The following is a 25,365-nucleotide window of genomic DNA, read 5'->3' on the forward strand; positions in this document are numbered from 1 at the left end:
GTGCTATCCAGCGTTGTAACGTTGAATAACCGACACCTAAATCATCTGCAATATCTTCTAGACGAACATCATCACATTGAGATAATGCTTTTTCAACCGCTTGAACTTTAAATTCTTGTGTAAATCGACGTCTCATTTTTATCTGCCTCTATTAAAAGTTAGAGGCGACAACTATCCTGACACAGGGGGATAGCTACTCCCCTTTCAGTCTGGATGATTAATAATCCAATCGCTTCAACGTTACTGATGTTGACACGGGAGTGTTCAAAAATCTGTGTCATTTGATTAAACTGATAAAAAACAGGAATGACACATGACAAATCAATTCAACTTCGAAGATGCCGTTAAAGCGCTTCAATCAGGTAAAAAGCTAAACGGTAAAGATGGTGTACTTACATCACTTATCAAACAATTAACCGAGTCAGCGCTCCAGGCTGAGCTTGAACATCACCTCGCTAATGAGCAGGCGCCTAACCGTAAAAATGGCTTTAGCACGAAGACGATTAAGTCACCTGCTGGCAATTTTGAGCTAGAGACGCCTAGAGACCGCAGTGGTAGCTTTGAGCCCCAGCTCATCAAGAAGAACCAAACGACATTGAGTGATGAAATAGACTCAAAAATACTCTCCATGTTCAGTATGGGGATGAGCTATCGTGATATTAATAAGCACATTGAAGATATGTACGGCATGAACGTCGCCACTGGCACCATCAGTGCTGTGACCGATAAACTTATTCCAGAGCTTAAAGCATGGCAACAGCGCCCTCTCGATAGTCACTACCCGATTGTGTGGCTTGATGCTATTCATTACAAAGTCAAAGAAGATGGCCGTTATATTAGTAAAGCCGTTTATACGTTATTAGGGCTAGATATTCATGGCAAAAAAGAAATACTTGGCTTGCATTTATCCGAAAATGGAGGCGCTAATTACTGGTTGTCGGTACTTACCGACTTAAATAATCGAGGCGTTAAAGACATACTAATTGCATGCGTTGATGGGCTAACAGGCTTTCCAGAAGCCATTGCAGCTATATTTCCCGAGACAGAAGTTCAATTATGTATTGTTCATCAAATACGAAATTCAATGAAGTATGTCGCGTCAAAGAATCAAAAAGCATTTATGGCTGACTTAAAGCCTGTTTATCGCGCATCAACAAAAGAAGCAGCAGAGATAGCACTTGATGAGCTGGAGGCTAAATGGGGGGACGCTTATCCGCTAGTGATCAACTCATGGCGTAATAAATGGCATAATTTATCAGCCTATTATAAGTACCCTGAGCCTATACGGAGGGTCATATACACAACGAATGCGGTGGAAGCAGTCCATCGTCAGTTTAGGAAATTAACGAAAACAAAAGGCGCTTTTCCAAATGAAAATAGCTTGTTGAAGTTGCTTTATGCTGGCATATTAAATGCTACCGAGAAATGGACAATGCCCATACACAATTGGAGCCTTTGTTTATCTCAGTTGGCAATTTATTTTAAAGGGCGTTTAGATAACGTGCTCGATCTTTAAATTTTAAGCTGACACAGAATCTTGAACGCCCTCTACCAATAAACGCGATGACCATTGAGGTTCGTCTGCTATTTTTTCTGCCCACGGCATTCCTACCAATACAATTGATACACCCGCTTCGTCGTTAATATACTTTAATCGGTTAGCAATCTCGCGGCGCTTTTTACCTTGGTTGTGCTCAATTAGCTCTTGGAACTCATCAATAATTATAAGCTCAGTACCACACGTTTTTAAATTTTCAATTAATGATGTCGTTAACCGAGTACCGTTTACTCGCAATTTGCGCTTTGTGCTACCTACTTGTCCTAAGTCTTTAAGAAGTTCAGCTAAGGTAGACTCTAATGTGGGGTTGCTGGGAATACGGCTTACTAATACAGGGTGGTTCATCACTCCATTAATAAATTGCGGTAAGTGACGTTCTTTATACTGTTTTATTAGTGCTGTTTTACCTGTGCCTGTATCGCCGCTTAAAAGCATACAAGGCTTTTCGCCCGCTAACCCTTTACCAAGTCTTAATCTGTCAAAGTCGTTAAATACCGTGCTTATTATTGGGTATTCAATAAATACATCGCGAAATTCATTTAGTTTTTCTTTTTGTTTATCGGTCAGCATAATTAAAATCCATCTAAGTCTGAGATAAAGTCATCCCAGCTATCAGTTACTTGCTCTTTAGATGTAACCTTTTTGTGTTCTACTGGCTCGCTCTGAGCTATTGATTTCTGCGAGTCGCTACTAACATTTTGATGCTTAGCTAATGCTTTACCGCCTTTTACTTTTGAGTGTTTTGGCGCATTTTTTAACTCTTCAAACTCGTTTTGAATTTTATTATGAATAAACATACGCGCTTTTGCTAAGCCTACATTATCGATAGAGCCCGAAATAAAATCGCGATGAATACGTATATTTATTTTATGCTGATTTAAACTTAAATTTTGGGTGTAACCGTTTGGATCTATGCATGGCACTTTTATGTAATGCTCTAGCTTATCGAGGTAAACGTATATATAAGAAATATCATCGGGGTTTAATTTAATTAAAACGTCTTGAGATACTTTATGGCTAAATTGCTTTCTATAATTGGCCAGCTCAGTACTGTCGTAGCTTAAGTTTTCTAGCCTTATTCCACCTTTACGGAGCACCCGATGATTTGAAATACTGAGCACAACATCTAGCTGTTGAAGATCATCATTACTCAGTACTGTTGGTGGTAACGTATTAAAGCCTTGATCCCATAATTGGCTTGGTATGTACTTAAATCGGCTATCAGCATCTTGATGGTAAACGTCTACTACCCATTTATGAAATAGCTGCATAAAGGTCGTAAAGCGCATGATTGCATCTTTTTTGGGGTTATATTCATGTTTTTGCAAAATGTTAGAAAAGGTTTTACCTGGAATCGGATCTAATAACTCGGTGTTAATAGTGCCAAACATACGCTCTACAAAAGGTTTAAGCCAAGGCTTTTTCGTTGGATTATATTGAATGTTTACTCCAATTTCACAAACAGCAAGCTCAAGATTGTTACCCCAAAACTCTCTTCCATTATCAGTAACGAGTGTTTCAATTTTACCAGCACACTTCCACTCATTTACTGTATCAGGGTATAGCTTTGCCACTTCACTTTTAGGTTTCATCGCATTCATCATCGCTCGCCTTACTGCATCATAGCTAGGCTCACTGAAGCTAAAGTAATAGCCAACAATACAATGGCTATACACATCTACTAACATAGTGAGTGTTGGCCGACCAAGTGGGATATGTAGCTCATCATCCAATAAAATAAGATCAAGGGGTGTATGGTCAATTTCAACTTTTTCAAGTACTCGGGTAGGCCGTGTATGCCCTTCCACTTTATTAAAAGCAATATCAGCAAGGCGCTTACCATAACGAGCAACCATTACTTCGTATTGCGGTAAGTTATCTATTCTATTTTTAAATGCTTTGTATGTTAAAGGCTTTAAATCACTGCCTACAACACTGTCGTTTTCAATGATAACTAAGTCTGCGTAATACTTATAAGCCGAAGCCACTGATGGCTTTTCTTTTACTAAGTAACGCTCAAGTGCCTTTTCAAAAAACTTATCGGTGGCTTGGTATTAGCGCCATGATATTTTTATCTGCATTGGTATAAGCGCTATACCATCGTGCAGCTGTTCTCCAGCTGGGCTTTTTTTCTCCCTCAACTTCGGGCATTACTTTTAATAAAGGCTCAAGGTTTTTTGTGTCCAACCGCCTTGAATATTAGCCTCAAGCCATTGAATATATTTAAGCTTAGCAAATGTTGTTGTTTTAATTTTTTCAGGAAGGGCTTGTAAATCTTTGGCGTAATTTTGAGGTAGTTTGGTCTCTACTTTTGGTAATGGCTGGTTAAACTCATCATCAAACAAACCGTCATTAAACATTGTTAGACCAAATTGCTGTTTCTATTGATATTTCATTTGTAGTTAAGTCGGCAAATAACTGCCCTAGTGATAATAAGCGTAGCACAGTAGCAAGTAGCTCACCGGCAGTTACTTTTAAAAAGTTAACTAACTGGCCCACTTTAATAGAGCCGTATTGCTTAACAAGTTCTAACACCGATGCTTGCAGCTCTGTTAAAGACTGAAAACCAGAATAGCGATGTAAAAGCTTTAAGTTATTGAGTGTTGGGTATACACGGATTTGTTTATCAGTAACCAGTATTAAGTCGCGTCCATCTTGCTTAGCTATGGTTTGCTTTTCAATAAAACGTGCACGAAAGTCTTCATCAGCAATTTGGCTTTGCGGTTTTACTTCAATAAATTTTTGTGTACCGTCTGTGTGGGTAAGTAAAAAGTCAGGCGTGTAAGGGCAAATACGGTTATCGAACTCATATTCGTAACCTAGTGGTTGTGCTTCAAATGCGGCTATTGAAGGTGAGAATTCAAAATGGAAACAAGCATCAAACTCTAGAGAGGATTGAACTAAACAAGTAGATTTATTTTTTTGACTAGCAAATTTATGATTGTGATTAATTGGAGAGTTTTTGATTTTTTTTACATACATGTGAGTCAACCATCTAACCATTTGGTTAAATACTAGACTATGCCACCTTATACTTCCAATTTATGCCATCTTTTAGTACAAATATGTCAACTTATACTTCAAACAACACCCAAATGAGGAATTTGGGTGGCAGTCTTACCAGCCACATCTCGGCACACACGTCACAAACTGTGGCTGCTCCCTTCCGGGCCTGACCAGGTTCGCCTGCTAGTGTTGCGAGAGGACCAATAAGACTACCATTGAGGGCCTTGGTTGGCGCGGGAGGGATTATCTCTACTTTTGCTGTGTTATTCAAGGGGAAACACAAAAAGAAAGTGCGATTGCATATTAAACATACAACCGCACTATTTTTTAAACGATTTAAGTAAGATTATTGATTATCTAACTCTTTTTTTACGTTACGTAGTACAGCTTTTATTTTTTTCATATTTTCAGGGCCCATGCGTAGCAGTTGTTTTTGTGCCGCTGGTAGGCGTTCCCATTCTGAGTAAGCATATTGATAAGTGACTGAATCACGTAACAGTGGCATATCCCCTTTTGGCTCTGGGGTATCCAATAATAGGTCTATCGCTTCTTCAAGTGTTTGATTAAATGCATCACCTTGATAGCCTATTTCTGTATACGCATCATTGATCAGTGGTTTGTACTCATCATATAAACGTACGATTTGCGCTGCGCTCATGCTAGTAAAGATTTTTACATAAGGGGTATAACGCTCATAGCTGTTTGGATCAATGGTAAGAATATCACCCTCTACCACACTAAAGCCTTCTTCTAACTTAATAACGGGAGTGTGTTTTTGCGCAATTTTACCTTTGGCAAGATTATCTATAAATACCACACCACGGCGAATAACATCGTCGTTTATAACCAAACTCATAGCGGCATCACTTAGGTATTCGTCTAACTTAGCAACAACGACAGGATCGCTTTCATCAAGAGTAGGTAGTGGCTCTACTTGCGGCTCAGGCTCTACTGGGCGTGGCGTTGGCACGGCTAAATCAGCAGGCTTTTCAGGATTAACAGATGGGGCATTAACAACCGGATCGTTCTCTGGTTTTAGCTCCATCATGGGGCGCTCTGCTACGTGTTGCTCAACTTCGGTTGCTGATTGTGACTCATCACTTGAGTTTAATAACACAAACGCTGCAGCAATAATGATAATAATTAAAATGATGCCTGCAAATAAAAGGTTATTATTCGGTGGACGTTTTTGAACATCTGACGCTGATGGTTGATCTGACATACGAACTCCATAAATATTAAAATGCGATAACAGTAAGAGTACCCTAAATGGATTTAATTCATAGCCTACACTAATAATTATTAACGTAGCTAAGGTATCCTTTGATTCTTCTAGCTTAAAGACTTACAGTTAATAAATAAAGTAAAGACGCTTAACCGCTTAATTGCAACGACGAAACTCAACTATGAAAATCAAGCAAATCGATAAAAACAAACCTAAAGTTGCTCTGTTACTGACCGGTGGTGGTGCACGTGCCGCTTACCAAGTTGGGGTTCTTAAAGCGCTCGCGCACAGTATGCCGCGTACCGCCCCGCTGCCATTTACTATTATTAATGGTACATCTGCCGGAGCGATCAATTCAGCTGCGCTAGCAAGCTATGCTTCATGCACCCATTTGGCGGTACGTAAACTGGAATCTGTTTGGAAAAACTTTTCTACGTCAATGGTATATAAAAGTGATTTTATCAGCGTGTTTGGCCATTTAATGCGTAACATGCTGACCAGTTTTCAATCTGAACATATTAATCATCCACCAGCGAGCTTGTTGAATAATCAGCCTTTACGTAATTTACTTAATGAAATTTTAGATTTAACTCGCATTGAGCGTAATTTACACCGTAATTATTTAGATGCGCTGTCAATCACCGCATCAAGCTATACCACGGGTGATTCTGTGGCGTTTTTTCAATCTAATACACAATCACCTTGGCGGCGCGCTAAACGCGAAGGCCAAGCGACCCGTATTAACGTTGAACATTTAATGGCGTCCAGTGCAATTCCTATGGTGTTTCCGAGCGTAAATGTATACAACCACTACTTTGGTGATGGCTCTATTCACCAATTGTCGCCACTGAGTCCATGTGTCCATTTAGGCGCTGAAAAAATATTTATTATTGGTGTTGATCAGCCCAAAGAAGCTCATCCGCCGGGTTATCTCCCTCACTTCCCAGGGTTATCCTCAATTGCGGGCCATTTGCTCGACAGTGTGTTTACCGACACCTTACAGTCAGATCTTGAGCGCCTTGAACGAATTAACCGAACTTTAGGTTTGTTACCTGGGCGTGATAAACACCAAGAATTAAAGCAAATACAAAGTTTTGTGATCAATCCATCAGAAAACTTTAACGCCATTGCTGCAAACTATTACGGTGATATGCCTTTAGCCATTAAAATATTACTGCGCATGATCGGGGTTAAAAAACGTTCTCAATCGAGTTTAACCAGTTACTTATTGTTTGAAAAACGCTATACCCAGCATTTGATTGAAATTGGTTATAAAGATGGTTTAGAGAAACTGCCACAGATACGCGAATTTTTAGAGCTCGATTAACAGTTAACGATTCACTAATCCGTACCATCGAGTAAATAGCACTCTACCCGCTCTACTCGTCGAGGTTTACCTTGTAGTACAAGAATATCTCCGGCGAGTAAAATAGTGTGCAGCGATGGACTCTCAATTTCACGGTCTTTGCGCCGTAATGCTCGCACTGATACTTTACGTTTTTCGAGATTTAATTCATTAATATTTTTAGCAACCGCAAAAGCATGTTCAGGCAGTGCTATTACGTGTAAATACTCAAGCCGCTCGGCATTGTTTTCTTCACTATCAAATTTATCTCCGGCAAAAAAACCATGTAAAAATTGATAGCGATTCCGCCGCTCTTTACTAACCCGCCTAACAATACGCGACATTGGTACGCCCGACATAGACAACACGTGCGACACTAACATTAAGCTCGCTTCCAGCGTTTCTGGCACCACCTCAGTCACGCCAAGCTCTTTGAGTGCTTCGAGATGACTATCATCGCGCATACGTACCAGTATTTTCACGTCAGGAGCTATTTGCTTTATCGCATCGATCACGATTTGCGCATGTTCAAAATCGGTGAAAGTAATGATCACTAGTCGAGCTCGTTCGACTCCTGCTGATTTTAAAATATCTTTTTGTTTTACATGACCAAAAATAACGGGCTCTCCAGCTGCTTTGGCCTCTTGAACTAGTATTGGGTTACTTTCAACAGCAACATACTCTATTGCTTCTGGCTTTAAAAACCGCGCAATAGTTTGCCCAACCCGAGAGAACCCACAGATCACTACATGGTTTTGATACAAGGTGCTACTGTTAGGCTGTTGCTGCCACTCACCGCTGGGGGTTTTTAATACCCCAAGTTGTTTTAATAACCAAGGCGTCGATTCTATTAAATAAGGTGTTAAGCCCATCGACATGACTGCAATAGCAATTAAAAATGAGGCGTGATCTAAAGCTAATAATTGGTGTTTAGTAGCAAGCGCAATTAATACAAAACCAAACTCGCCCATTTGCCACAGCATGATGCCTGCTGCAATTGCATCTTGTTTTCGCTCGCCCATCAGTTGCGCTAAGAAAGTAATAACACCAATTTTTAATACTAGCATTAGCGCTAATGCAGCCACTATCCAATACCATACACCAAACACATATAGAATATCGAGCTGCATGCCGACAGTGACAAAAAATAGGCCCATTAAAATATCGCGAAATGGTCGAATATCAGCTTCTAATTGATGTCGGTACTGGCTTTCGCCGAGCATCATTCCTGCTAAAAATGCGCCCAGCGCCATCGATAAGCCAAATAAATACGTTAAGCCTGCGGCAAATAAGGCAACCACTAAAGTAGTCAAAACAAACAATTCATCGGTGCGCATTAATGCAACTTCGCTAAAGACTTTTGGCAATACCCACTTGCCTATCATCCATAACAACAAACATACAAACGCGCCTTTAGTTAAAGCGAAAGTCAGGGCCCAGGCAATGCCTTCAGTATCACTGCTTTGGGCCAGTAAAGGTAAAGTAATCAGTAACGGCACCACCGCAATATCTTGAAATAATAACATTCCGATAGCGAGCTGCCCTCGCCGCTGTTTAAGTTCGCCGGTTTCTTTAAGTAATTTAACCACCACCGCTGTTGATGACAACGCCATTAATGTCGCAATAGTGAAACTGCTCAACAAAGACAAATCCATCAACAATAAAATCAGCATAAACACAATACTTGTGACAATTACTTGCAACGTGCCCAAGCCAAATACAATATTGCGCATTGCCATTAAGCGGCCAACAGAAAACTCCAGCCCTAAACTAAATAATAAAAATACAATACCAAGCTCAGCTACAAAATGTATTTCATGACTTTGCGCCATCCAGCCAATGCCATGACTACCCGCTAATAAGCCAGTAGCAAGGTAGGCGAGGATCGGCGGTAAGCCAATGCGCTTAAATAACCATACCAGCACCACAGCAGCCAGTAATAAGCCAAATATTTGAGCCAATACACTTTGCAAATAAACCTCCTATTTATACTGTTGCCATACCGTCAAAATTTTAGCTACTTAAGAGTTAACTATAGCAACTATCTGTTTTTCAGCCAGTTTGGAATAGTGGCACAAAAATCGCTTAGAAAAGTAATAACAAACTCCTAGGGGGAGAAAACCATGGAAAATGTCCATATTTTGACGCAGCGCATCTCAGCACGTGGCGAGTTCCTGCCGTTTTCGGCAGAGCATTACCGTAATAATGAGCCCGCAGCTATCCATAGTTTGCTCGAGAAACTGCAAACAACGTTGAACATAGAAGAGCTACTAACGATTTATGCTGAACACGCAAAGCAGCTTATTAATTTTTCAGGCTTGCAGTTTCAGTCGTCTCTTGGGGTGGCACAAATTGCTAATAGTGATAACAGCAAACCGCCGTATTCATTTAATTTAGACATAAATAATGAACATTTAGGGCAGCTTATCTATTTTTGCCAATATCCGCTTTCGGGCAATATTGAACAAAAGTTAGTTGGCTTACACTGCGCATTGGTTTACCCATTACGCAATGCATTAATGTATAGCCGCGTACTAAAACTAGCGACTAAAGACACCTTAACAGGGCTTAATAATCGTAGTCAGTTTGATGCTATTTTGACGCAAAAATTAGAGCGCTTTCGCCGCCATCATCGTCCATTTAGTTTAATGTTGTTAGATTTAGATAACTTTAAACAAGTTAATGATAGCTACGGTCATAAAATTGGCGATGACGTATTACAAGAGTTTGCCAACGTTTTATGCAGTAGTATTCGCGGCACAGATTCTGTATTTCGCTTTGGTGGCGATGAGTTTGCGGTATTAATTGATGATCCTGAATTTACCACAAATAAAGTGATTGCTCAGCGAGTGATGCAGTTAGTGGCGCAGTCAAGTTTAATGAAACAATATGAAGTCACCACCAGCATTGGATTTACCTTGGCAAACAGCAAAGATTGTGAGAATGAGATTTTTGCCCGCGCCGATAAAGGTTTATACAAGGCCAAAGCATCAGGGCGTAACTGCGCTAAAGCGTATTAATTAAAGGTAAGCCTAGTTCCCCCGCTAGGCCTTACTTTGATACTTATACTAACTTTTTGACTTGACCAATAACTTATAGCCTAATAGTGCTAAGCAAAAACCAAAAAAGAAACCACTAATTAGGTATAACAAAGCAGCCATGCTGGTCAGTGGTACAACAATGACCATTAATAATGGAATACTCACCCCAACAATAAAAAATAGTCCGCCTTTACCTAACCAGTACGCAATTAAAATAATCGCACACACCAAACCACCTGCAACCGAATACGCTAACGTTAATAGCGCCAGCTCAAACATTACCGTGGCAATGCCCGCTACAACGGCTGTAACTATAAGCCCTAACGGCGCTTTATTGACTAGTGATAAACCAACGTGTGGCTGTGACGTTGTCATATTTTTATCTCCCAAAATATACCTTTTTCATCGGCGTGTTCTGCACTTATAAAATGCCCTACGACATAAACCAATTGCTCATTATAAAAAATTAGTGGCACATTAGCACGTAACCATGGCGCTACTTTGGCATCTTTAAACCAATGTTTAATACTGTTGTGACCCGGTTTTTTAAGCGGTTTAATACGCGCCTGTGGGCAATTAAACTGAACAGAAACGTGTTCATCAGACAATGGCTTTCTAACTCCTATACCTGATAATTGTATTAGGGTGCGACCATCTGAAAGTAACTGTTTTTGAGCTGTTAGTGATTGGCTGTCAGGAACGGTTGTTTCACGTACAAAATATAAAAAGTTTTGATGCCGGCGAACTTGCCCTTCGGTTAACTGAATAAGTAGCTGCGCATCAGCTTTTGCTGTTAAACCTTGTGTAAGTATTTGCTGAGTTTGTTGTTGTGATGGCATAAGCGTCGTAAACTGCCCAAGCCAACAACGCAAAACATTTGCTTGGCGCGCAGCGCTAAAATTTGCTAGCTGTAAACAACTTAACCCTTGCTGGATGTTTTGGCATTGGCTTAAATCTAACTGAGTGTATTCATCAAGTACATCTTGCTGCTGTTGAAGAAGCTTAACACTGCGTGCTGCGCTTTTCTCAAAGCCGGTAAATCGTTCACTTAATAGAGGTACTATTTGCTGACGAATAAAGTTGCGATCAAAGCGCTCATCTGTATTTGAATCATCGGTAATATGCTCAAGCTTAAACTCGGTAGCAAATTGTTCAATACTGTGTCGTGTGCTGTTCAGCAGTGGCCGTAAACATTCTCGCCCAGAACTCAAGGTGCGAGTTTGCCGCATAGATGCTAAGCCTTGTAATCCTGAGCCGCGTTTTAGCCTCAGTAAAAACGTTTCTAGTTGATCATTTAAGTGCTGCCCTAGCAAAATAATACTGCCGCTTGGGCTATGCTGATCAAGTGCCTGATACCGAGCATCGCGGGCGAGCTCTTCTAGACTCGTGCGTGATTTATTGGTGATTTTTACCTGAGCCGAGTAAAAAGGAACTTTTACTATTGCACATAGTTTTTCGCAAAAATGCTGCCAATCGTCGCCATACTGACTTAAACCATGATTAACATAAACTGCGCTTAATTGCAGTTGCGGTATTTCAGCTTTTAGCGCATTCATTATATGCAGTAATACCACCGAATCCACACCACCAGAGAGCGCTACCGTAAATGCGGTTTTGTGCTCATCGGTATAAGGCGTAATGGCATTTTTTACTTGTTGGTATAACGATGTTGTTTGCATGAGTAACCATCAACTTAAATTTAGTAGTGCTCCAAGCTCCAAAGCATTCTAAAACAAAAAAGCCGCAATAGCGGCTTTTTTTCATCAATTTGGTTGTTTTGTTTATCTTAACAATAGCCAAACGACATTAAACGTTTATAGCGTTGATCAAGCATCTCATCCAGTGACAGAGCTTGTAAATCAGCTAAATCGCGCTTAAGTTGATTTTTCAGGTTACGCGCCATACCTTCGTAGTTACGGTGTGCGCCACCTAATGGCTCTTCAACTAAGCTGTTGATCAAATCAAGCTCTTTAACACGCTCAGCGGTTACACCCATCGCTTCTGCAGCAAGAGGTGCTTTATCAGCGCTCTTCCACAAAATTGATGCACAACCTTCTGGTGAAATCACCGAGTAAGTACTGTACTGCAACATGTTAACGCGATCACCTACACCAATGGCTAGAGCACCACCTGAGCCGCCTTCACCAATAACCGTACAAATTGTTGGCACTTTTAATGCTGCCATCACTTTAAGGTTACGTGCGATTGCTTCAGATTGGCCTCGCTCTTCAGCGCCAACACCTGGGTATGCACCTGGGGTGTCGATAAAGGTCATAATTGGCATTTTAAAACGCTCTGCCATTTCCATTAAGCGTAATGCTTTACGGTAACCTTCAGGCTTTGGCATACCAAAGTTACGTTTAATTTTTTCAGCTGTGTCACGGCCTTTTTGTTGGCCAATAACCATCACTGGTTGACCTTCAAAGCGTGCAACACCGCCTAAAATTGCCGGATCATTCGCAAAAGTACGATCGCCAGCAAACTCGTCAAATTCCGTGAAAATACGCTCGATATAATCTCGAGTATAAGGACGCAACGGATGACGGGCTAACTGAGAAACCTGCCAAGCACCTAATTTAGAGAATATTTCCTCTTTCATTTTAGCGCTTTTCTCTTTTAATCGACTGACTTCCTCTTCTAACTCAAGGTCTAAATCGCCAGCGCGGCTTATATTTTGTAACTCTTCAATTTTTGCTTCTAACTCTGCGATTGGAAGCTCAAAATCAAGATAATTGAGGCTCATGCTCTAAACTACCTAATTAGTTAAATTCTAGTTCTACATCTTGCGCCGCCATTAACGATAACTTATGAATTAAGTCATCACTAGGCGTAACACACCATTCTGTCCCGAGGGTTAACTGTGCCAACGCATCTGGACGCTGATAGTAAACCTTAATCGGACAAGTACCAAACTTATAAGGTTCGAGTACTTTTTGTAATTTATCGAAGAAGTTGGCTTCGATTTGCACCATATTTAGCGTCATTTTAATCGCTTTAATACGTTTTTCGCGCGCTTGCGCGATGGTGCATATGTCTCTGGCGGTCATTGTAATACCACCGGAGAAGTTATCAAAGCTGACCTGTCCAGATATTACCAAGATATTGTTGATTTGCAGCATATCTTGGTACATTTCAAACTGTTCTGGGAATAAGCGTACATCAATACGGGCACTCTTGTCATCTAAAGTTACAAGCCCCCAACGATTTCCCTTTTTATTTACTAGTGTACGTGCAGCTATAACAAGGCCTGCAGCGGTTGATTGCACATCACGATTAGTTGGCTGTAAATCCACTAATTTACCACTGGTGTAATATTTCAGCTCTTTACGATACTGATTTATTGGGTGCCCGGTTAAATATAAGCCTAAGGTTTCTTTTTCCCCATCAAGCCATTGGTTATCAGTCAGTGGCGTGGCTTTTATAAATGCTTGCTCGACTTCATCCGGCTCTGTCGCTAATAAACCAAATAAATCAGTTTGCCCTAACGACTCTGCTTTATGATGCTGATCAGCCGCTTTCATCGCGTCTTTTAAGCTTGCCAATAACGTAGCACGCGCTGGTTGCGTTTTCTCGGTACCGAGTTGATCAAGCGCACCGGCGTAAATAAGTTTTTCGGTTACGCGTTTATTGATACGTTTTAAATCTACCCGCGCACAAAAATCGAATAGGTCTTTAAATGGCCCACCGTTACTTCGCGCTTCTAAAATTGCATCTACAGGCGCTTCACCCACGCCTTTGATAGCACCAATACCATAAACAATTTCACCCTTGAGGTTTACTGTAAACTTATAGGCACCAGCATTTACATCAGGCGGTAATAAAGTGAGCTTCATGTTCTCACATTCATCAACCAAGGTGACGATTTTTTCAGTGTTATCCATATCAGCCGACATCACCGCCGCCATAAATTCAGCAGGATAATGGGTTTTCATCCACAGCGTTTGGTACGATACTAACGCATAGGCTGCGGAGTGTGATTTATTGAAACCGTAGCCTGCGAACTTCTCTACCAAGTCGAAGATCTTAATCGCCAGTTCGCCGTCAATGCCGTTATTTCGCGCACCATCTTCAAATGTTGAACGCTGTTTTGCCATCTCTTCTGGCTTTTTCTTACCCATTGCACGACGTAACATATCGGCGCCACCTAAGGTGTAACCTGCCAGTACCTGAGCAATTTGCATTACTTGTTCTTGATACAAGATAATGCCGTAAGTCGGCTCCAAAATAGGCTTTAAGCTTTCGTGTTGATATTGTGCATCTGGATAAGAAATTTCTTCGCGACCAAGTTTTCGGTCGATGAAGTTATCTACCATGCCTGACTGTAATGGCCCGGGACGAAACAAGGCTACCAAGGCGATCATATCTTCAAAGCAATCGGGCTTTAAGCGCCTTACTAAGTCTTTCATACCCCGGGATTCAAGTTGGAATACCGCGGTAGTTTCTGCTCTTAATAGCAGCTCTATACTCTTTTTATCATTCAGTGGAATGGTGTTGATATCTATTGACTCTTTGCCCTCTCGGGTTAAGCGCTCATTAGTCATATCAACTGCCCATTGCAAAATGGTCAGGGTTCGTAGACCTAAGAAGTCAAACTTTACTAATCCGGCGGTCTCTACGTCATTTTTGTCAAACTGAGTAACCGGAAACTTACCTTCATCGTCACAATACAGGGCGGCAAAATCAGTAATTGTAGTCGGTGAAATAACCACACCACCGGCATGTTTACCAGCGTTACGTGTACAGCCTTCAAGGATGCGACACATATCGATTAAGTCTTTTACTTCTGTATCGCCATCGTAAGCTTCTTGCAGGCGTGGCTCAACATCAAACGCTTTTGCCAACGTCATGCCGGGATCGCCTGGGATCAGTTTTGATATACGGTCAACAAATCCGTACGGGTGGCCAAGTACTCGGCCAACATCACGTATTACCGCTTTTGCTGCCATAGTACCAAAAGTAATGATCTGTGATACCGCATCTCGTCCATACAGAGCCGATACGTGATCGATTACTTCATCGCGTCTATCCATACAGAAATCGACGTCGAAATCCGGCATTGATACACGTTCAGGGTTCAAGAAGCGCTCGAAAAGTAAATCAAATTCAAGCGGATCAAGATCGGTAATTTTCAGCGCGTACGCCACTAACGAACCCGCACCTGAACCACGTCCTGGACCAACTGGAATATTGTTATCTTTACTCCACTGGATGAACTCCATTACGATCAAGAAGTAACCAGGGAAACCCATTTGGTTAATTACATCGAGCTCGATTTGCAAACGCTCGTCGTATTCAACACGTTTTTCTGCTCGGTCAGCTGCATCAGGGAATAAAAACTGTAGGCGCTCTTCAAGACCGTCTCGGGATACTTTCACCAAGAAGTCTTCAATTTTTAATGAGCCGGTTGGATAATCTGGTAAGAAATACGTACCAAGCTGCACCGTCACATTACAGCGTTTGGCGATTTCCACACTGTTTTGCAGCGCTTCTGGGATATCACTAAACAGCTCAGCCATTTGTGCTGGGGTTTTTAAGTACTGCTCTTCAGAGAAGCGCTTTGGTCGGCGTTTATCATCAAGCGTATAGCCGTCAAATATTGCTACACGTATTTCGTGGGCCTCGAAGTTTTCAGGCTTCAAAAATACCACTTCGTTGGTAGCCACCACTGGCAATTGCTCAACGGTTGCAAGCTCAACCGCTAAGTGTAAATAGTCTTCTTCTTGTGTACGCTTAGTACGTATCAACTCAATATAGTAGTTATCACTAAAATGCTGTTTATAAAAACTAACCACCGACTCAACTGTCGCTGGGTTGCCTTTTAATAGCGCTTTACCTAAATCGCCATCTTTGGCACCAGAGAGTAAAATAAGCCCTTCTTTGTGCTCAACTAACCAATCTCGTTCAATAACAGGGCGATGAAATAAATGCCCACGTTGATACGCTTTAGAGATTAAAAGGGTAAGATTTTTATAACCGACATTATCTTTAGCTAAAATAACTAACCGACAAGGCCCTTCTGGAAACTCTGGGCTGTGTAACCAAAAATCAGCACCAACAATTGGTTTAATGCCCGCATTATGAGCGGTGTCATAAAAGCGCACTAGACCACATAAGTTCATTTGGTCGGTAATGGCCAATGCCGGTAATTGTAATTCCTGCGCTTTGGCGACAATCGGTTTAGTTTTCGCTAAACCATCGACCATTGAAAAGTCTGAATGTACCCGTAAATGCACAAAATCTGGAGCTGCCATTACTTCTCCTGCATCGCCAGTACACGTTGTACTGGTTTAAAGCTTTTACGATGTTCACTAATGGCGCCGTACTGCTCAAGAGCAGCAAAATGTGCCTTGGTTGGGTAGCCTTTATGACCTGCAAAACCATATTCTGGATAGCGTTTATCAAGCTCAATCATTTCATCATCACGGGCAACTTTAGCAATAATGGATGCTGCTGAGATCTCTGCCACTAGACTGTCGCCTTTTATTACGGCTTGTGCCGGCATACTGAGCGCAGGTAGGCGATTGCCATCGACAAATACAAACTCAGGGGTGGTACTTAAGCCTTCAACCGCACGAGTCATTGCCAGCATAGTGGCATGGAGAATATTTAACTCGTCGATTTCTGTGGGGCTACATCGGCCAATGGACCAACACAGCGCTTTTTCTTTGATCTCAATTGCCAGTGCTTGGCGTTTTTTATCGGTTAACTTTTTTGAATCCGCAAGACCAGCTATCGGTTTAGCTGGATCGAGGATCACCGCAGCGGTCACTACATCGCCAACTAATGGCCCACGGCCGACTTCGTCAACGCCAGCGATAAAGCTGAGGTTAGGTCGTTCAATTTGCATCTATAATCTCCGCAACAGCAGTGGCTGCTTGCTCACTAGCATTTAAGCGTATTTGCTGGTGAATGGCTAAAAAACGCGCTTTTAACTCGCGATTATCACTATTTAGCATTGGTTCAAGGGCGTTCGTTAGGTTTTCAACGCTGCAATCATGCTGCATAAATTCAGGCACTAGCTCTTCGTCAGCTAATAAGTTTGGTAACGAAAAGTATTTAATATTAAAAGTGAATAAACTTTTAAAAATCCAATAACTTAGGGCTTTTATTTTATAGCCAACCACCATAGGTTTTTTATAAAGCATCCCTTCCAGGGTCGCGGTACCTGATGCAATTAAAATCACATCTGCCGCTTGCATTGCAAGGTTCGATTGCCCATCCAACAACTGAATATTTAGTTGTGGCGCTGTAGCTGCCAAAATAGCACTAAATTGTGCTTTGCGTTGCTCATTTACTAATGGCACCACTATTTTTAAATCAGGATTTTTAGCTTGTAGCCCGGCCGCTGTTTTAAGGTAAGTTTCACTAAGCAACCCTACTTCTGAGCCTCGACTACCTGGCAATAATGCCAGTACTTTATCATCAAGGCTTAAACCCAATTGTTGACGCGCTGCGCTGTCGTCATGCTCAAGGGCAATATCATCAGCCAGTGTATGGCCAACAAAAGTACATGGCACATTATGTTTATCGTAAAATGCTTTTTCAAACGGTAATAAAGCCAGCACCATATTGGTTGCAGCGCTGATTTTGTGAATACGTTTTTCTCGCCATGCCCACACTGATGGACTTACATATTGAATCGTTTTAATACCAGCATCTTTTAACGGCTTTTCAACCCGTAAATTAAAGTCAGGTGCATCAATACCTATATAAACGTCTGGCGGGTTATCAATAAAGTGTTGGACTAGTTGCTTGCGAATTTTTAATAACCGCGGTAATCGGCCTAGCACTTCCACTAAGCCCATTACAGCTAACTCTTCCATATCAAATAAGCTACTACAGCCTTGCGCCTGCATTTTCGGCCCTGCAATACCTTCAAAAATGGCATCAGGGTAGCGCTGTTTCAATGCTTTAATTAGGCCTTCACCTAAAATATCACCAGAGAGCTCTCCAACTACAATCGCTATACGTAGTGGCTGTTTATCTTTATTCATGGCTGTTTTTTATTCACAAGTCAACAAGACGGTCATAGGCAGTAGTCTAGCTTGTTTTACTGCGCGATTAAATGACACACCCTGAATAAATTAGAGAAACCTTCAGCAACGTACCTTTACTGATACAACCAGAACTATTTGCCTGTTTTTCAAACATATATTGGTAAATAGTTAAGCTCTGTGTTTCACTAACTAAAGCTGATTAAAAAGCGTCGCATTAATCATAATGGGGTAATATTTATCCATGTTGTGATTGACAATAATTAACCAAAAGAGAATAATGCATGAGGTTTCAATAATTACTGAAACTTCATTAACTAACTTTTGCTTACTTTATTTGTTTTGTGACTCGCCCGCACATACAAGGAGCTATAAAAAATGATAGATGAAACCTTTGTGGATCTATCGCGATTACAGTTTGCTGTCACCGCCCTGTTTCACTTTTTATTTGTACCACTGACTCTAGGTATGACCTGGATTTTAGTGATCATGGAGTCGGTTTATGTAATGACCGGCCGAGAAATCTACCGTGATATGACCAAGTTTTGGGGTAAACTATTTGGCATTAACTTCGCCATTGGTGTAGCCACAGGCCTTACCATGGAGTTTGAATTTGGTACTAACTGGTCTTATTACTCTCATTATGTGGGCGATGTATTTGGCGCTCCCCTTGCGATAGAAGGGTTAATGGCATTCTTTTTAGAATCGACCTTTGTGGGTATGTTCTTTTTAGGCTGGGAGCGGCTCAGTAAACGCCAGCATTTAGGTGCAACCTTTTTAATGGCTATTGGTACTAATATGTCTGCGCTGTGGATATTAGTCGCTAATGGTTGGATGCAAAACCCTGTCGGTGCTGAATTTAACTATCAAACTATGCGCATGGAAATGACGAGTTTTGCCGAGCTTGTGTTTAACCCTGTCGCACAAGTTAAGTTTATTCATACTGTGTCTGCGGGCTATGTTGCCGCATCCATGTTCGTATTGGGGATCAGTAGTTGGTATATCCTTAAGGGCCGTGATCTCGCTTTTGCAAAACGCTCTTTTTCAGTCGCTAGCGGCTTTGGTTTAGCCTCAGTATTGTGTGTTATTTTACTTGGCGATGAATCAGGCTATGAAGTCGGTGAAGTACAAAAAGTAAAACTGGCAACCATTGAAGCTGAATGGCACACCGAGGAAGCACCCGCTGCGTTTACGTTAGTTGGGATCCCTGATTCCGATAAACAAGTGACCCATGCTGCCGTTAAAATCCCGTATGCACTAGGCTTAATAGCGACCCGCTCGCTAGATGAGCAAGTCATCGGCATTAATGATTTAGAAAAACAACACGAAGTGCGTATTCGTAACGGTATGATCGCTTATAAATACCTTGAAAAACTGCGCAGTGGTGATGACTCAGCTGAGAATATTGCTAAGTTTGACACCCTCAAAGCTGATTTAGGCTACGGCTTATTGTTAAAGCGTTATACACCAAATGTAGTGGATGCAACTGAAGCACAAATTCAGCAAGCCGTTAAAGATTCGTTCCCTCAAGTAGGCCCGATGTTTTGGTCATTTAGGATCATGGTTGGCTGTGGTGTGATTATGCTGGGCGTATTTGTATTGTCTTTTTATTACAATGCACATCGTGTGATTGAACAAAAACGTTGGTTATTGTGGGCTGCGGTGTGGAGTATCCCTCTACCTTGGATAGCAATTGAATTTGGCTGGATAGTTGCCGAGTATGGCCGTCAGCCGTGGGCAATCTCTGAAATACTGCCAACCTTTTTAGCGACCTCGTCACTGACTGTCAATGATATTTTAATAAGCTTAACCGGCTTTATCGTATTCTACACCGGCCTTGCTATTGTCGAAGGCTGGCTGATGCTGCGATTTGTTAAAATAGGACCAAGTTCATTGCACACTGGTAAATATCACTTTGAACATTTAGATGACCATACTAATGGCGACCAAATAACTGACGAGCAAGGAGCAAAATCATGATTTTCGATTATGAAACGTTAAAGTTACTTTGGTGGGTTATCATCGGCGTATTGTTAATTGGTTTTGCAATCACCGATGGTATGGACATGGGCGTGGCTATGCTTATCAAGTTAGTTGGTAAAACCGACAGTGAACGCCGTGTGGTGATCAATACGGTAGGTCCACACTGGGATGGTAACCAAGTATGGTTTATCACCGCAGGTGGTGCCTTATTTGCAGCGTGGCCGATGGTTTATGCGGCTGCATTTTCGGGCTTTTACTTTGCTATGATGTTGGTATTGTTTGCCTTATTTTTTAGACCTTTGGGTTTTGACTATCGCAGCAAAATTGACTCTCCACGCTGGCGTAACAATTGGGATTGGGGCTTATTTGCTGGCAGTGCCATTCCTGCTCTGGTATTTGGCGTGGCCTTTGGCAATCTGTTTTTAGGTGTGCCATTTAGTATTGATGAATACCTTAGAACCAGCTACCAAGGATCTTTCTTTGCATTATTAAATCCATTTGCCTTATTAGCCGGCTTGATCAGCGTAACTATGTTACTTGCCCATGGCGGTATGTGGTTACAGCTGCGTACAGACAGTGATGTTGCTCGTCGCTCAGCGCAATATGGTCGTTATGCACTGTTAGCATTCATCGTGTTATTTGCTGTTGCAGGTATTTGGATTGCTAATCTTGATGGTTACCAAATAATCTCGATGGGTGATACGCAAGGCTTTGCAAACCCACTAGATAAAACAGTAACCACCTCTGCAGGTGCTTGGTTAAACAATTATCAACAAATGCCTTTAACTATGCTGTTCCCTGCGGTCGCTTTTTTAATGGCTGCATTAGCGTGGATATGTTCAAAAATTAATAGACCGGGGCTGGCATTAATAGCAACAAGCTTAATGCTTGGCGGTGTGATCATGACGGCTGGAATGTCTTTATTCCCATTTATTATGCCATCAAGTAATCACCCTGATATTAGTTTAACAATATGGGATGCGGTTTCTAGCCATAGAACATTGAATGTAATGTTTATTGCAGTAAGTATTTTTGTGCCACTTATTTTACTTTACACCACATGGTGTTATGTGAAAATGTGGCGCAAAGTAACCGTAGAAGAAATTGAAAATAACAGCCATGGCAGTTACTAAGGAGATTTGATCTATGTGGTATTTTGCTTGGATACTCGGTGTTTTATTAGCCTGTACGTTAGGTGTGATCAACGTTATGTGGTACGAATTTGGCCAGAACAAAGACAGTATCGCTGACGACGAACAAGAATTACACGATAGGCTTAATCGCCAAAATGACGACTAACCCCCGACCAAATCGCGCGCAGCAAACTACGCTGCGCGCGTTTTTAAAAACGCATTCCAATCACGCTGGCAGTCTTTTAAAAATCAGTATTGCGCTAGGAACATTTAACGCATTATTGATGATTGCCAGTGCTTATTTAGTGGCACGATCAATTCATTTAGTGATGTTTGAACACGCCAATTTAGCCACTATTACCCCTTTACTTTGGCCATTAGCAGCATTGATTTTAGGGCGCGGAATATTGCTTGGATTTTCGCAGCGCATAAGTGCCCAAGCCGCACTTAAAATTAAAACTGCAATGCGCCATACTTTACTCGATAAACTCACCTTACTTGGGCCAAGTTATATTGAACAACAAGGTCATGGCGCGACTTTAAACACCCTACACAATGGTGTTGAAGCACTGCACGATTATTATGCTAATTATTTACCGAGCGTGGCTTACAGTGCGCTTATTCCTTTGGCTATCCTGATGGTGATTTTTCCTACCGATTGGAAAGCTGGGTTGATTTTTTTATTCACCGCCCCCCTAATTCCGTTTTTTATGATTTTGGTTGGCCACAAAGCAGAACAACTGAATCAACAACGTTGGCAACAACTAGCTGTGTTGGGTAATTACTTTTTTGACCGCTTACAAGGCTTAACCCAACTAAAGTTATTTAATGCGACTACGCGCGAACTAAAACAAATTGCCAAAATTTCCGATGACTTTCGCCATGCGACTTTAAACGTATTAAAAATCGCATTTTTATCATCTTTCGCACTCGAGTTTTTAGCGACCATTAGTGTCGCGTTAGTAGCGGTGATAATCGGTTTTCGGTTGTTTTTTGGTACCTTAGATTTTTCGACCGGCTTTGTTGTACTGTTACTTGCCCCGGAGTTTTATTTACCGCTGCGCCAACTCGGCAGCCATTACCATGCCCGATTAGAAGGGATTAGTGCCGCCGCTGATATGCTAAAAATATTGAATGAGCCACTCCCTGCTAAGGATCTTGAGAACATACAACCAAATACTCAAAATAGCTTAAACTTACCAAGTATCGAACAACTCAATATTGATAATTTAAATTTTCATTACCCACAAAGTAATGAAGGCGTTAACAATATAAACCTAACATTTGCAGGCACAGGCCTGTATGCCATCGTTGGTCAAAGTGGTGCTGGTAAAAGCACCTTACTCGATTGTTTATTAGGGTTTCATCCTCAGGTGATCAGTGCTGTTACGGTAAATCAACAACAATTAGCCGCATCACACATTAAGCAATGGCAGCAACATATTGCCTGGATCCCACAACAACCTACTTTATTATTTAACAGTATCAAAGCTAACTTACTATTGGCCAAACCGGATGCCACACTCACGCAGCTAGAAACTGCAGCAGAGCAAGCTGGTGCACTTGAGTTTATCAATCAATTACCAGAGGGCTTTGACACTCAAATTGGTGAACAAGGCGAAGGACTCTCAGGCGGGCAAAAACAACGGATCGCTTTAGCTCGGGCATTTTTAAAACAAGCGCCAATTTTGATCCTTGATGAGCCAACCGCACACCTCGATAGCCAAACTGAGCAACAGGTGCAAGCGGCTATCAATCATTATGCACAGCAACATCTCGTTGTGGTGATAGCCCATCGCTTAAATACCATTGCACAAGCTAAACAAGTTATTGTAATGAAAGATGGTGCTGTTATTGAACAAGGTAGCTTTAAAACCCTCATCGATAACCAAGGCGCGCTGTTTGATTTAGTGCATGCAAGGAGTAAACAGCATGACTAATTTTTTACGTTTATTAAAACTGTGTAGACCGCACCTAGGTGCAATGCTGTTAGGGGCATTTTTAGCAACCTTAACAGTACTGGCAAACGTTGGCTTATTGGCTATTTCTGGTTGGTTTTTAGCCGCCATGGCTGCGGCTGGCTTGGCCGGCACGCAAATGAATTACTTCACACCAGCCGGCACAATTAGATTTTTGGCAATCGTAAGAACCGCCTCTCGTTACGGCGAGCGATTGGTAACCCACAACGCCACCTTTTTATTATTAAGTGAAATTCGTGTCAGTGTTTTTAACACGCTAAGCCAGCTAAGCAATGTTGATTTAGCCATGAGCCGCAGCGCCGATCTATTTAACCGCATGCAAAATGACGTTGAAGCGCTCGATAAATTTTACTTAAACGTATTATTACCAATGATTGTTGCGCTAATCAGCGTGCCAATTGTGGTTGCAATTATGGCAGCCTACAACAGTAATGTAGCGCTACTATGCTTTACTGCACTCTTAATAGTAGGCGTTGCCCTGCCGATCATACTGAGTAAACAACTTCAGCAAACTGCCGACCTCGAAACTCACTATTCGGCGACTTTACGTGCTGAATTATCAGATACCCTAAGTGGCTTACGAGAGCTGGCTATCTATCAAGCCACCGAGCAACAAATTGAGCAATGTCGGGCAGCCAGTGAACGCTATAATCGGCAACTATTTGTTCGCCATAGCGCCGAAGCACATAGTAATGGCGTATCACTATTAATAGTACAACTGAGTATGCTCGGTGCCATTATGATAATTGCACCGCTAGTTTACAGCGGAGCTATGGCCAATGTTGAACTGGCAATGCTTAGTTTATTTGTGCTTGCTAGTTTTGAAACGGTGCTAACACTGCCAAATGCGTTTATTCAATTGCCCGTAGCGCTAAGCGCTGCAAAGCGTATTTTTGATTTAGAAGATAAACTGCGCCCTGAAACTACAAGCGTTCAGGAGTCGTTATCAGTGCAACCTTTAGGGCTTGAATTTAAAGATCTTAGTTATTGTTACCACAGTGATACTTTTGCGCTTAACAACTTAAGTTTTGCGATTGAGCCACTGCAAAAAGTCGCGATTGTGGGGCAAAGCGGCAGTGGGAAAAGTACGCTGGTTAATTTACTCAGTGGTTTATGGCCACAGCAAAATGGTGAGATAAATCTAACTTCAGCAGACAAAACCATAGCAATTAACACGATCAGTCAACAAAATCGCTGCGAACTGATTAACATAGTCGCACAACAACATCATATTTTTGATGGCACCATTGCTGAAAACTTACGCTATGCGGCGCCCTCAGCAACTAAACAACAAATGCGCACAGCCTGTCAACAAGCACAGTTAGGTGATTGGCTTAGCGAGTTAAAACTAGGATTAGACACCCGCTTAGGCACAGGTGGCAGAAGTTTGTCGCGTGGGCAATCGCGGCGTTTAGCGTTAGCGCAAGCCTTACTCAGAGCACCGGCTATTTTAGTGCTTGATGAGCCAACCGAAGGCCTCGACAATCAATCGAAGCATCAAGTTATGGATGCGATATTAACCAGCATGGGGCACTGTACTGTGATCAGCATAACTCACGACCCTGCCTTACTTGCCAATATGGATAACGTAATTTGGTTAGAGCAAGGGCAAATAAAAGCGATTGCAACGCATCAGCAACTATTAGCAGAGCAACCTGAGTACGTGAACTTGATCACACGCTTTTAATCAATTACTTCAACGGTTACGTTAATAACGCCCGAGCTTGGCTCTGCGAGTTGCTCAAACGCATGCTTTGTTAAATCGATGATACGGCCGCGAATAAAAGGACCGCGATCATTCACTCTAACGACCACTGAACGGTTATTTGCTGTGTTTGTGACTTTAACTTTGCTGTTAAAAGGGAGCTGTTTGTGCGCCGCAGTCATGGCTTGTTGGTCAAACTTTTCACCACTAGCGGTCAGCCGACCATGGTATTTATCGGCATAAAAGCTAGCATTTCCCTGCTCACGAATACCTGTGCTTGTTGCAGAATAGTTTGTCGGCGAGCTACTACAGCCAGCTAAAATAGCTAGTGATAAGCTAATTAAAAGTGCTTTAATCAAAATTCAACGCTCCCTTAGAATGCATGAAGGTAGCAGG

At 41.8% G+C, this 25,365-nt stretch carries 22 protein-coding genes and 1 other RNA gene; 8 read left to right on the forward strand and 15 right to left on the reverse strand.

Annotated elements, in window-relative coordinates:
- The coding region (locus H5186_RS23380; protein ID WP_182794550.1) for a transposase at positions 1-136 on the reverse strand (136 nt) is incomplete at its 3' end.
- A gap of 177 nt (positions 137-313) precedes the next feature.
- On the opposite strand from H5186_RS23380, the gene H5186_RS12970 reads away from it, so the two are divergent.
- Positions 314-1,516, forward strand: coding sequence for an IS256 family transposase (locus tag H5186_RS12970; RefSeq protein ID WP_182794551.1), 1,203 nt, complete (start codon positions 314-316; stop codon positions 1,514-1,516).
- 3 nt (positions 1,517-1,519) lie between these two features.
- Here the strand turns inward: H5186_RS12970 and H5186_RS12975 are convergent, their stop codons facing one another.
- The 6 genes from H5186_RS12975 to H5186_RS12995 form a co-directional block, all read right to left on the reverse strand.
- On the reverse strand, positions 1,520-2,128 hold the full coding sequence (locus H5186_RS12975; protein ID WP_259400334.1) for a TniB family NTP-binding protein: 609 nt from the start codon (positions 2,126-2,128) through the stop codon (positions 1,520-1,522).
- A gap of 2 nt (positions 2,129-2,130) precedes the next feature.
- Positions 2,131-3,546, reverse strand: a complete 1,416-nt coding sequence (locus H5186_RS23320; protein ID WP_310736887.1) for a Mu transposase C-terminal domain-containing protein — start codon at positions 3,544-3,546, stop codon at positions 2,131-2,133.
- A gap of 168 nt (positions 3,547-3,714) precedes the next feature.
- A complete protein-coding gene (locus H5186_RS23075; RefSeq protein ID WP_259400155.1) occupies positions 3,715-3,918 on the reverse strand; it encodes a hypothetical protein in 204 nt (67 codons plus the stop codon).
- Positions 3,911-4,540 (reverse strand): TnsA endonuclease N-terminal domain-containing protein, encoded by a 630-nt coding sequence (locus H5186_RS12985; RefSeq protein WP_182794552.1) that lies wholly within the window; start codon positions 4,538-4,540, stop codon positions 3,911-3,913. Before H5186_RS12985 ends, H5186_RS23075 begins: the two co-directional genes overlap by 8 nt.
- Positions 4,541-4,673: 133 nt before the next feature.
- Positions 4,674-4,770: signal recognition particle sRNA small type (gene ffs / locus H5186_RS12990), an RNA gene on the reverse strand.
- A 140-nt stretch (positions 4,771-4,910) separates the two neighbouring features.
- Positions 4,911-5,786 (reverse strand): DUF3014 domain-containing protein, encoded by an 876-nt coding sequence (locus H5186_RS12995; protein ID WP_182761945.1) that lies wholly within the window; start codon positions 5,784-5,786, stop codon positions 4,911-4,913.
- Positions 5,787-5,970: 184 nt separating this feature from the next.
- Here H5186_RS12995 and H5186_RS13000 point away from each other — a divergent pair, with 184 nt between their 5' ends.
- On the forward strand, positions 5,971-7,116 hold the full coding sequence (locus H5186_RS13000) for a patatin-like phospholipase family protein (protein WP_182740516.1): 1,146 nt from the start codon (positions 5,971-5,973) through the stop codon (positions 7,114-7,116).
- Between the two features lie 14 nt (positions 7,117-7,130).
- Here the strand turns inward: H5186_RS13000 and H5186_RS13005 are convergent, their stop codons facing one another.
- Positions 7,131-9,107, reverse strand: a complete 1,977-nt coding sequence (locus H5186_RS13005) for a monovalent cation:proton antiporter-2 (CPA2) family protein (protein ID WP_182794553.1) — start codon at positions 9,105-9,107, stop codon at positions 7,131-7,133.
- A 150-nt stretch (positions 9,108-9,257) separates the two neighbouring features.
- Between H5186_RS13005 and H5186_RS13010 the strand changes: the two genes are divergently transcribed.
- Entirely contained in the window at positions 9,258-10,154 is an 897-nt protein-coding gene (locus H5186_RS13010) for a diguanylate cyclase (RefSeq protein ID WP_149982978.1), read from the forward strand.
- Between the two features lie 48 nt (positions 10,155-10,202).
- Here the strand turns inward: H5186_RS13010 and H5186_RS13015 are convergent, their stop codons facing one another.
- The 6 genes from H5186_RS13015 to lpxB all read right to left on the reverse strand — a co-directional run bounded on the left by H5186_RS13015 (position 10,203) and on the right by lpxB (position 18,169).
- Entirely contained in the window at positions 10,203-10,550 is a 348-nt protein-coding gene (locus H5186_RS13015; RefSeq protein ID WP_182761951.1) for a hypothetical protein, read from the reverse strand.
- On the reverse strand, positions 10,547-11,854 hold the full coding sequence (gene tilS, locus H5186_RS13020) for a tRNA lysidine(34) synthetase TilS (RefSeq protein ID WP_182794554.1): 1,308 nt from the start codon (positions 11,852-11,854) through the stop codon (positions 10,547-10,549). The genes H5186_RS13015 and tilS overlap by 4 nt, the downstream gene beginning before the upstream one ends.
- Positions 11,855-11,961: 107 nt before the next feature.
- The gene (gene accA, locus H5186_RS13025) at positions 11,962-12,918 is read right to left on the reverse strand and encodes an acetyl-CoA carboxylase carboxyl transferase subunit alpha (protein WP_145240508.1); all 957 of its coding nucleotides are present in this window, start codon (positions 12,916-12,918) and stop codon (positions 11,962-11,964) included.
- A gap of 16 nt (positions 12,919-12,934) precedes the next feature.
- On the reverse strand, positions 12,935-16,426 hold the full coding sequence (gene dnaE / locus H5186_RS13030) for a DNA polymerase III subunit alpha (protein ID WP_182794555.1): 3,492 nt from the start codon (positions 16,424-16,426) through the stop codon (positions 12,935-12,937).
- Entirely contained in the window at positions 16,426-17,022 is a 597-nt protein-coding gene (rnhB, locus tag H5186_RS13035) for a ribonuclease HII (RefSeq protein WP_145240504.1), read from the reverse strand. Before rnhB ends, dnaE begins: the two co-directional genes overlap by 1 nt.
- Positions 17,012-18,169 (reverse strand): lipid-A-disaccharide synthase, encoded by a 1,158-nt coding sequence (gene lpxB, locus H5186_RS13040; RefSeq protein ID WP_145240502.1) that lies wholly within the window; start codon positions 18,167-18,169, stop codon positions 17,012-17,014. The genes rnhB and lpxB overlap by 11 nt, the downstream gene beginning before the upstream one ends.
- Positions 18,170-18,547: 378 nt before the next feature.
- Here lpxB and H5186_RS13045 point away from each other — a divergent pair, with 378 nt between their 5' ends.
- The 5 genes from H5186_RS13045 to cydC are packed head-to-tail and all read left to right on the forward strand — an operon-like array spanning position 18,548 to position 24,951.
- A complete protein-coding gene (locus H5186_RS13045; RefSeq protein WP_182718679.1) occupies positions 18,548-20,149 on the forward strand; it encodes a cytochrome ubiquinol oxidase subunit I in 1,602 nt (533 codons plus the stop codon).
- Positions 20,146-21,285, forward strand: a complete 1,140-nt coding sequence (gene cydB / locus H5186_RS13050; RefSeq protein ID WP_145240499.1) for a cytochrome d ubiquinol oxidase subunit II — start codon at positions 20,146-20,148, stop codon at positions 21,283-21,285. Before H5186_RS13045 ends, cydB begins: the two co-directional genes overlap by 4 nt.
- Positions 21,286-21,298: 13 nt before the next feature.
- Positions 21,299-21,451, forward strand: a complete 153-nt coding sequence (gene cydX / locus H5186_RS13055) for a cytochrome bd-I oxidase subunit CydX (RefSeq protein ID WP_064667585.1) — start codon at positions 21,299-21,301, stop codon at positions 21,449-21,451.
- Positions 21,441-23,225, forward strand: coding sequence for a thiol reductant ABC exporter subunit CydD (gene cydD, locus H5186_RS13060; RefSeq protein ID WP_182794556.1), 1,785 nt, complete (start codon positions 21,441-21,443; stop codon positions 23,223-23,225). Before cydX ends, cydD begins: the two co-directional genes overlap by 11 nt.
- Entirely contained in the window at positions 23,218-24,951 is a 1,734-nt protein-coding gene (cydC, locus tag H5186_RS13065) for a thiol reductant ABC exporter subunit CydC (protein ID WP_182794557.1), read from the forward strand. The genes cydD and cydC overlap by 8 nt, the downstream gene beginning before the upstream one ends.
- Here cydC and H5186_RS13070 read toward each other — a convergent pair.
- On the reverse strand, positions 24,948-25,331 hold the full coding sequence (locus H5186_RS13070) for a septal ring lytic transglycosylase RlpA family protein (protein ID WP_179959229.1): 384 nt from the start codon (positions 25,329-25,331) through the stop codon (positions 24,948-24,950). The two genes, cydC and H5186_RS13070, sit on opposite strands and share 4 nt — an antisense overlap.
- Between the last annotated feature and the right edge of the window lie 34 nt (positions 25,332-25,365).

The sequence above is a fragment of the Pseudoalteromonas sp. SG41-2 genome (assembly GCF_014164535.1).
Taxonomy (GTDB): Bacteria; Pseudomonadota; Gammaproteobacteria; order Enterobacterales; family Alteromonadaceae; genus Pseudoalteromonas; species Pseudoalteromonas rhizosphaerae.

Excerpts from the sequence above, each read along its gene's own strand:
- lpxB (WP_145240502.1), bottom strand. The coding sequence starts at position 18,169 with ATGAATAAAGATAAACAGCCACTACGTATAGCGATTGTAGTTGGAGAG.
- tilS (WP_182794554.1), bottom strand. The coding sequence starts at position 11,854 with ATGCAAACAACATCGTTATACCAACAAGTAAAAAATGCCATTACGCCT.
- cydC (WP_182794557.1), top strand. The coding sequence starts at position 23,218 with ATGACTAATTTTTTACGTTTATTAAAACTGTGTAGACCGCACCTAGGT.
- H5186_RS13015 (WP_182761951.1), bottom strand. The coding sequence starts at position 10,550 with ATGACAACGTCACAGCCACACGTTGGTTTATCACTAGTCAATAAAGCG.
- H5186_RS13045 (WP_182718679.1), top strand. The coding sequence starts at position 18,548 with ATGATAGATGAAACCTTTGTGGATCTATCGCGATTACAGTTTGCTGTC.
- cydX (WP_064667585.1), top strand. The coding sequence starts at position 21,299 with ATGTGGTATTTTGCTTGGATACTCGGTGTTTTATTAGCCTGTACGTTA.
- cydB (WP_145240499.1), top strand. The coding sequence starts at position 20,146 with ATGATTTTCGATTATGAAACGTTAAAGTTACTTTGGTGGGTTATCATC.
- dnaE (WP_182794555.1), bottom strand. The coding sequence starts at position 16,426 with ATGGCAGCTCCAGATTTTGTGCATTTACGGGTACATTCAGACTTTTCA.
- H5186_RS12985 (WP_182794552.1), bottom strand. The coding sequence starts at position 4,540 with ATGTATGTAAAAAAAATCAAAAACTCTCCAATTAATCACAATCATAAA.
- H5186_RS12995 (WP_182761945.1), bottom strand. The coding sequence starts at position 5,786 with ATGTCAGATCAACCATCAGCGTCAGATGTTCAAAAACGTCCACCGAAT.
- H5186_RS12975 (WP_259400334.1), bottom strand. The coding sequence starts at position 2,128 with ATGCTGACCGATAAACAAAAAGAAAAACTAAATGAATTTCGCGATGTA.
- H5186_RS12970 (WP_182794551.1), top strand. The coding sequence starts at position 314 with ATGACAAATCAATTCAACTTCGAAGATGCCGTTAAAGCGCTTCAATCA.
- rnhB (WP_145240504.1), bottom strand. The coding sequence starts at position 17,022 with ATGCAAATTGAACGACCTAACCTCAGCTTTATCGCTGGCGTTGACGAA.
- H5186_RS13000 (WP_182740516.1), top strand. The coding sequence starts at position 5,971 with ATGAAAATCAAGCAAATCGATAAAAACAAACCTAAAGTTGCTCTGTTA.
- accA (WP_145240508.1), bottom strand. The coding sequence starts at position 12,918 with ATGAGCCTCAATTATCTTGATTTTGAGCTTCCAATCGCAGAGTTAGAA.
- cydD (WP_182794556.1), top strand. The coding sequence starts at position 21,441 with ATGACGACTAACCCCCGACCAAATCGCGCGCAGCAAACTACGCTGCGC.
- H5186_RS13010 (WP_149982978.1), top strand. The coding sequence starts at position 9,258 with ATGGAAAATGTCCATATTTTGACGCAGCGCATCTCAGCACGTGGCGAG.
- H5186_RS23075 (WP_259400155.1), bottom strand. The coding sequence starts at position 3,918 with ATGTTTAATGACGGTTTGTTTGATGATGAGTTTAACCAGCCATTACCA.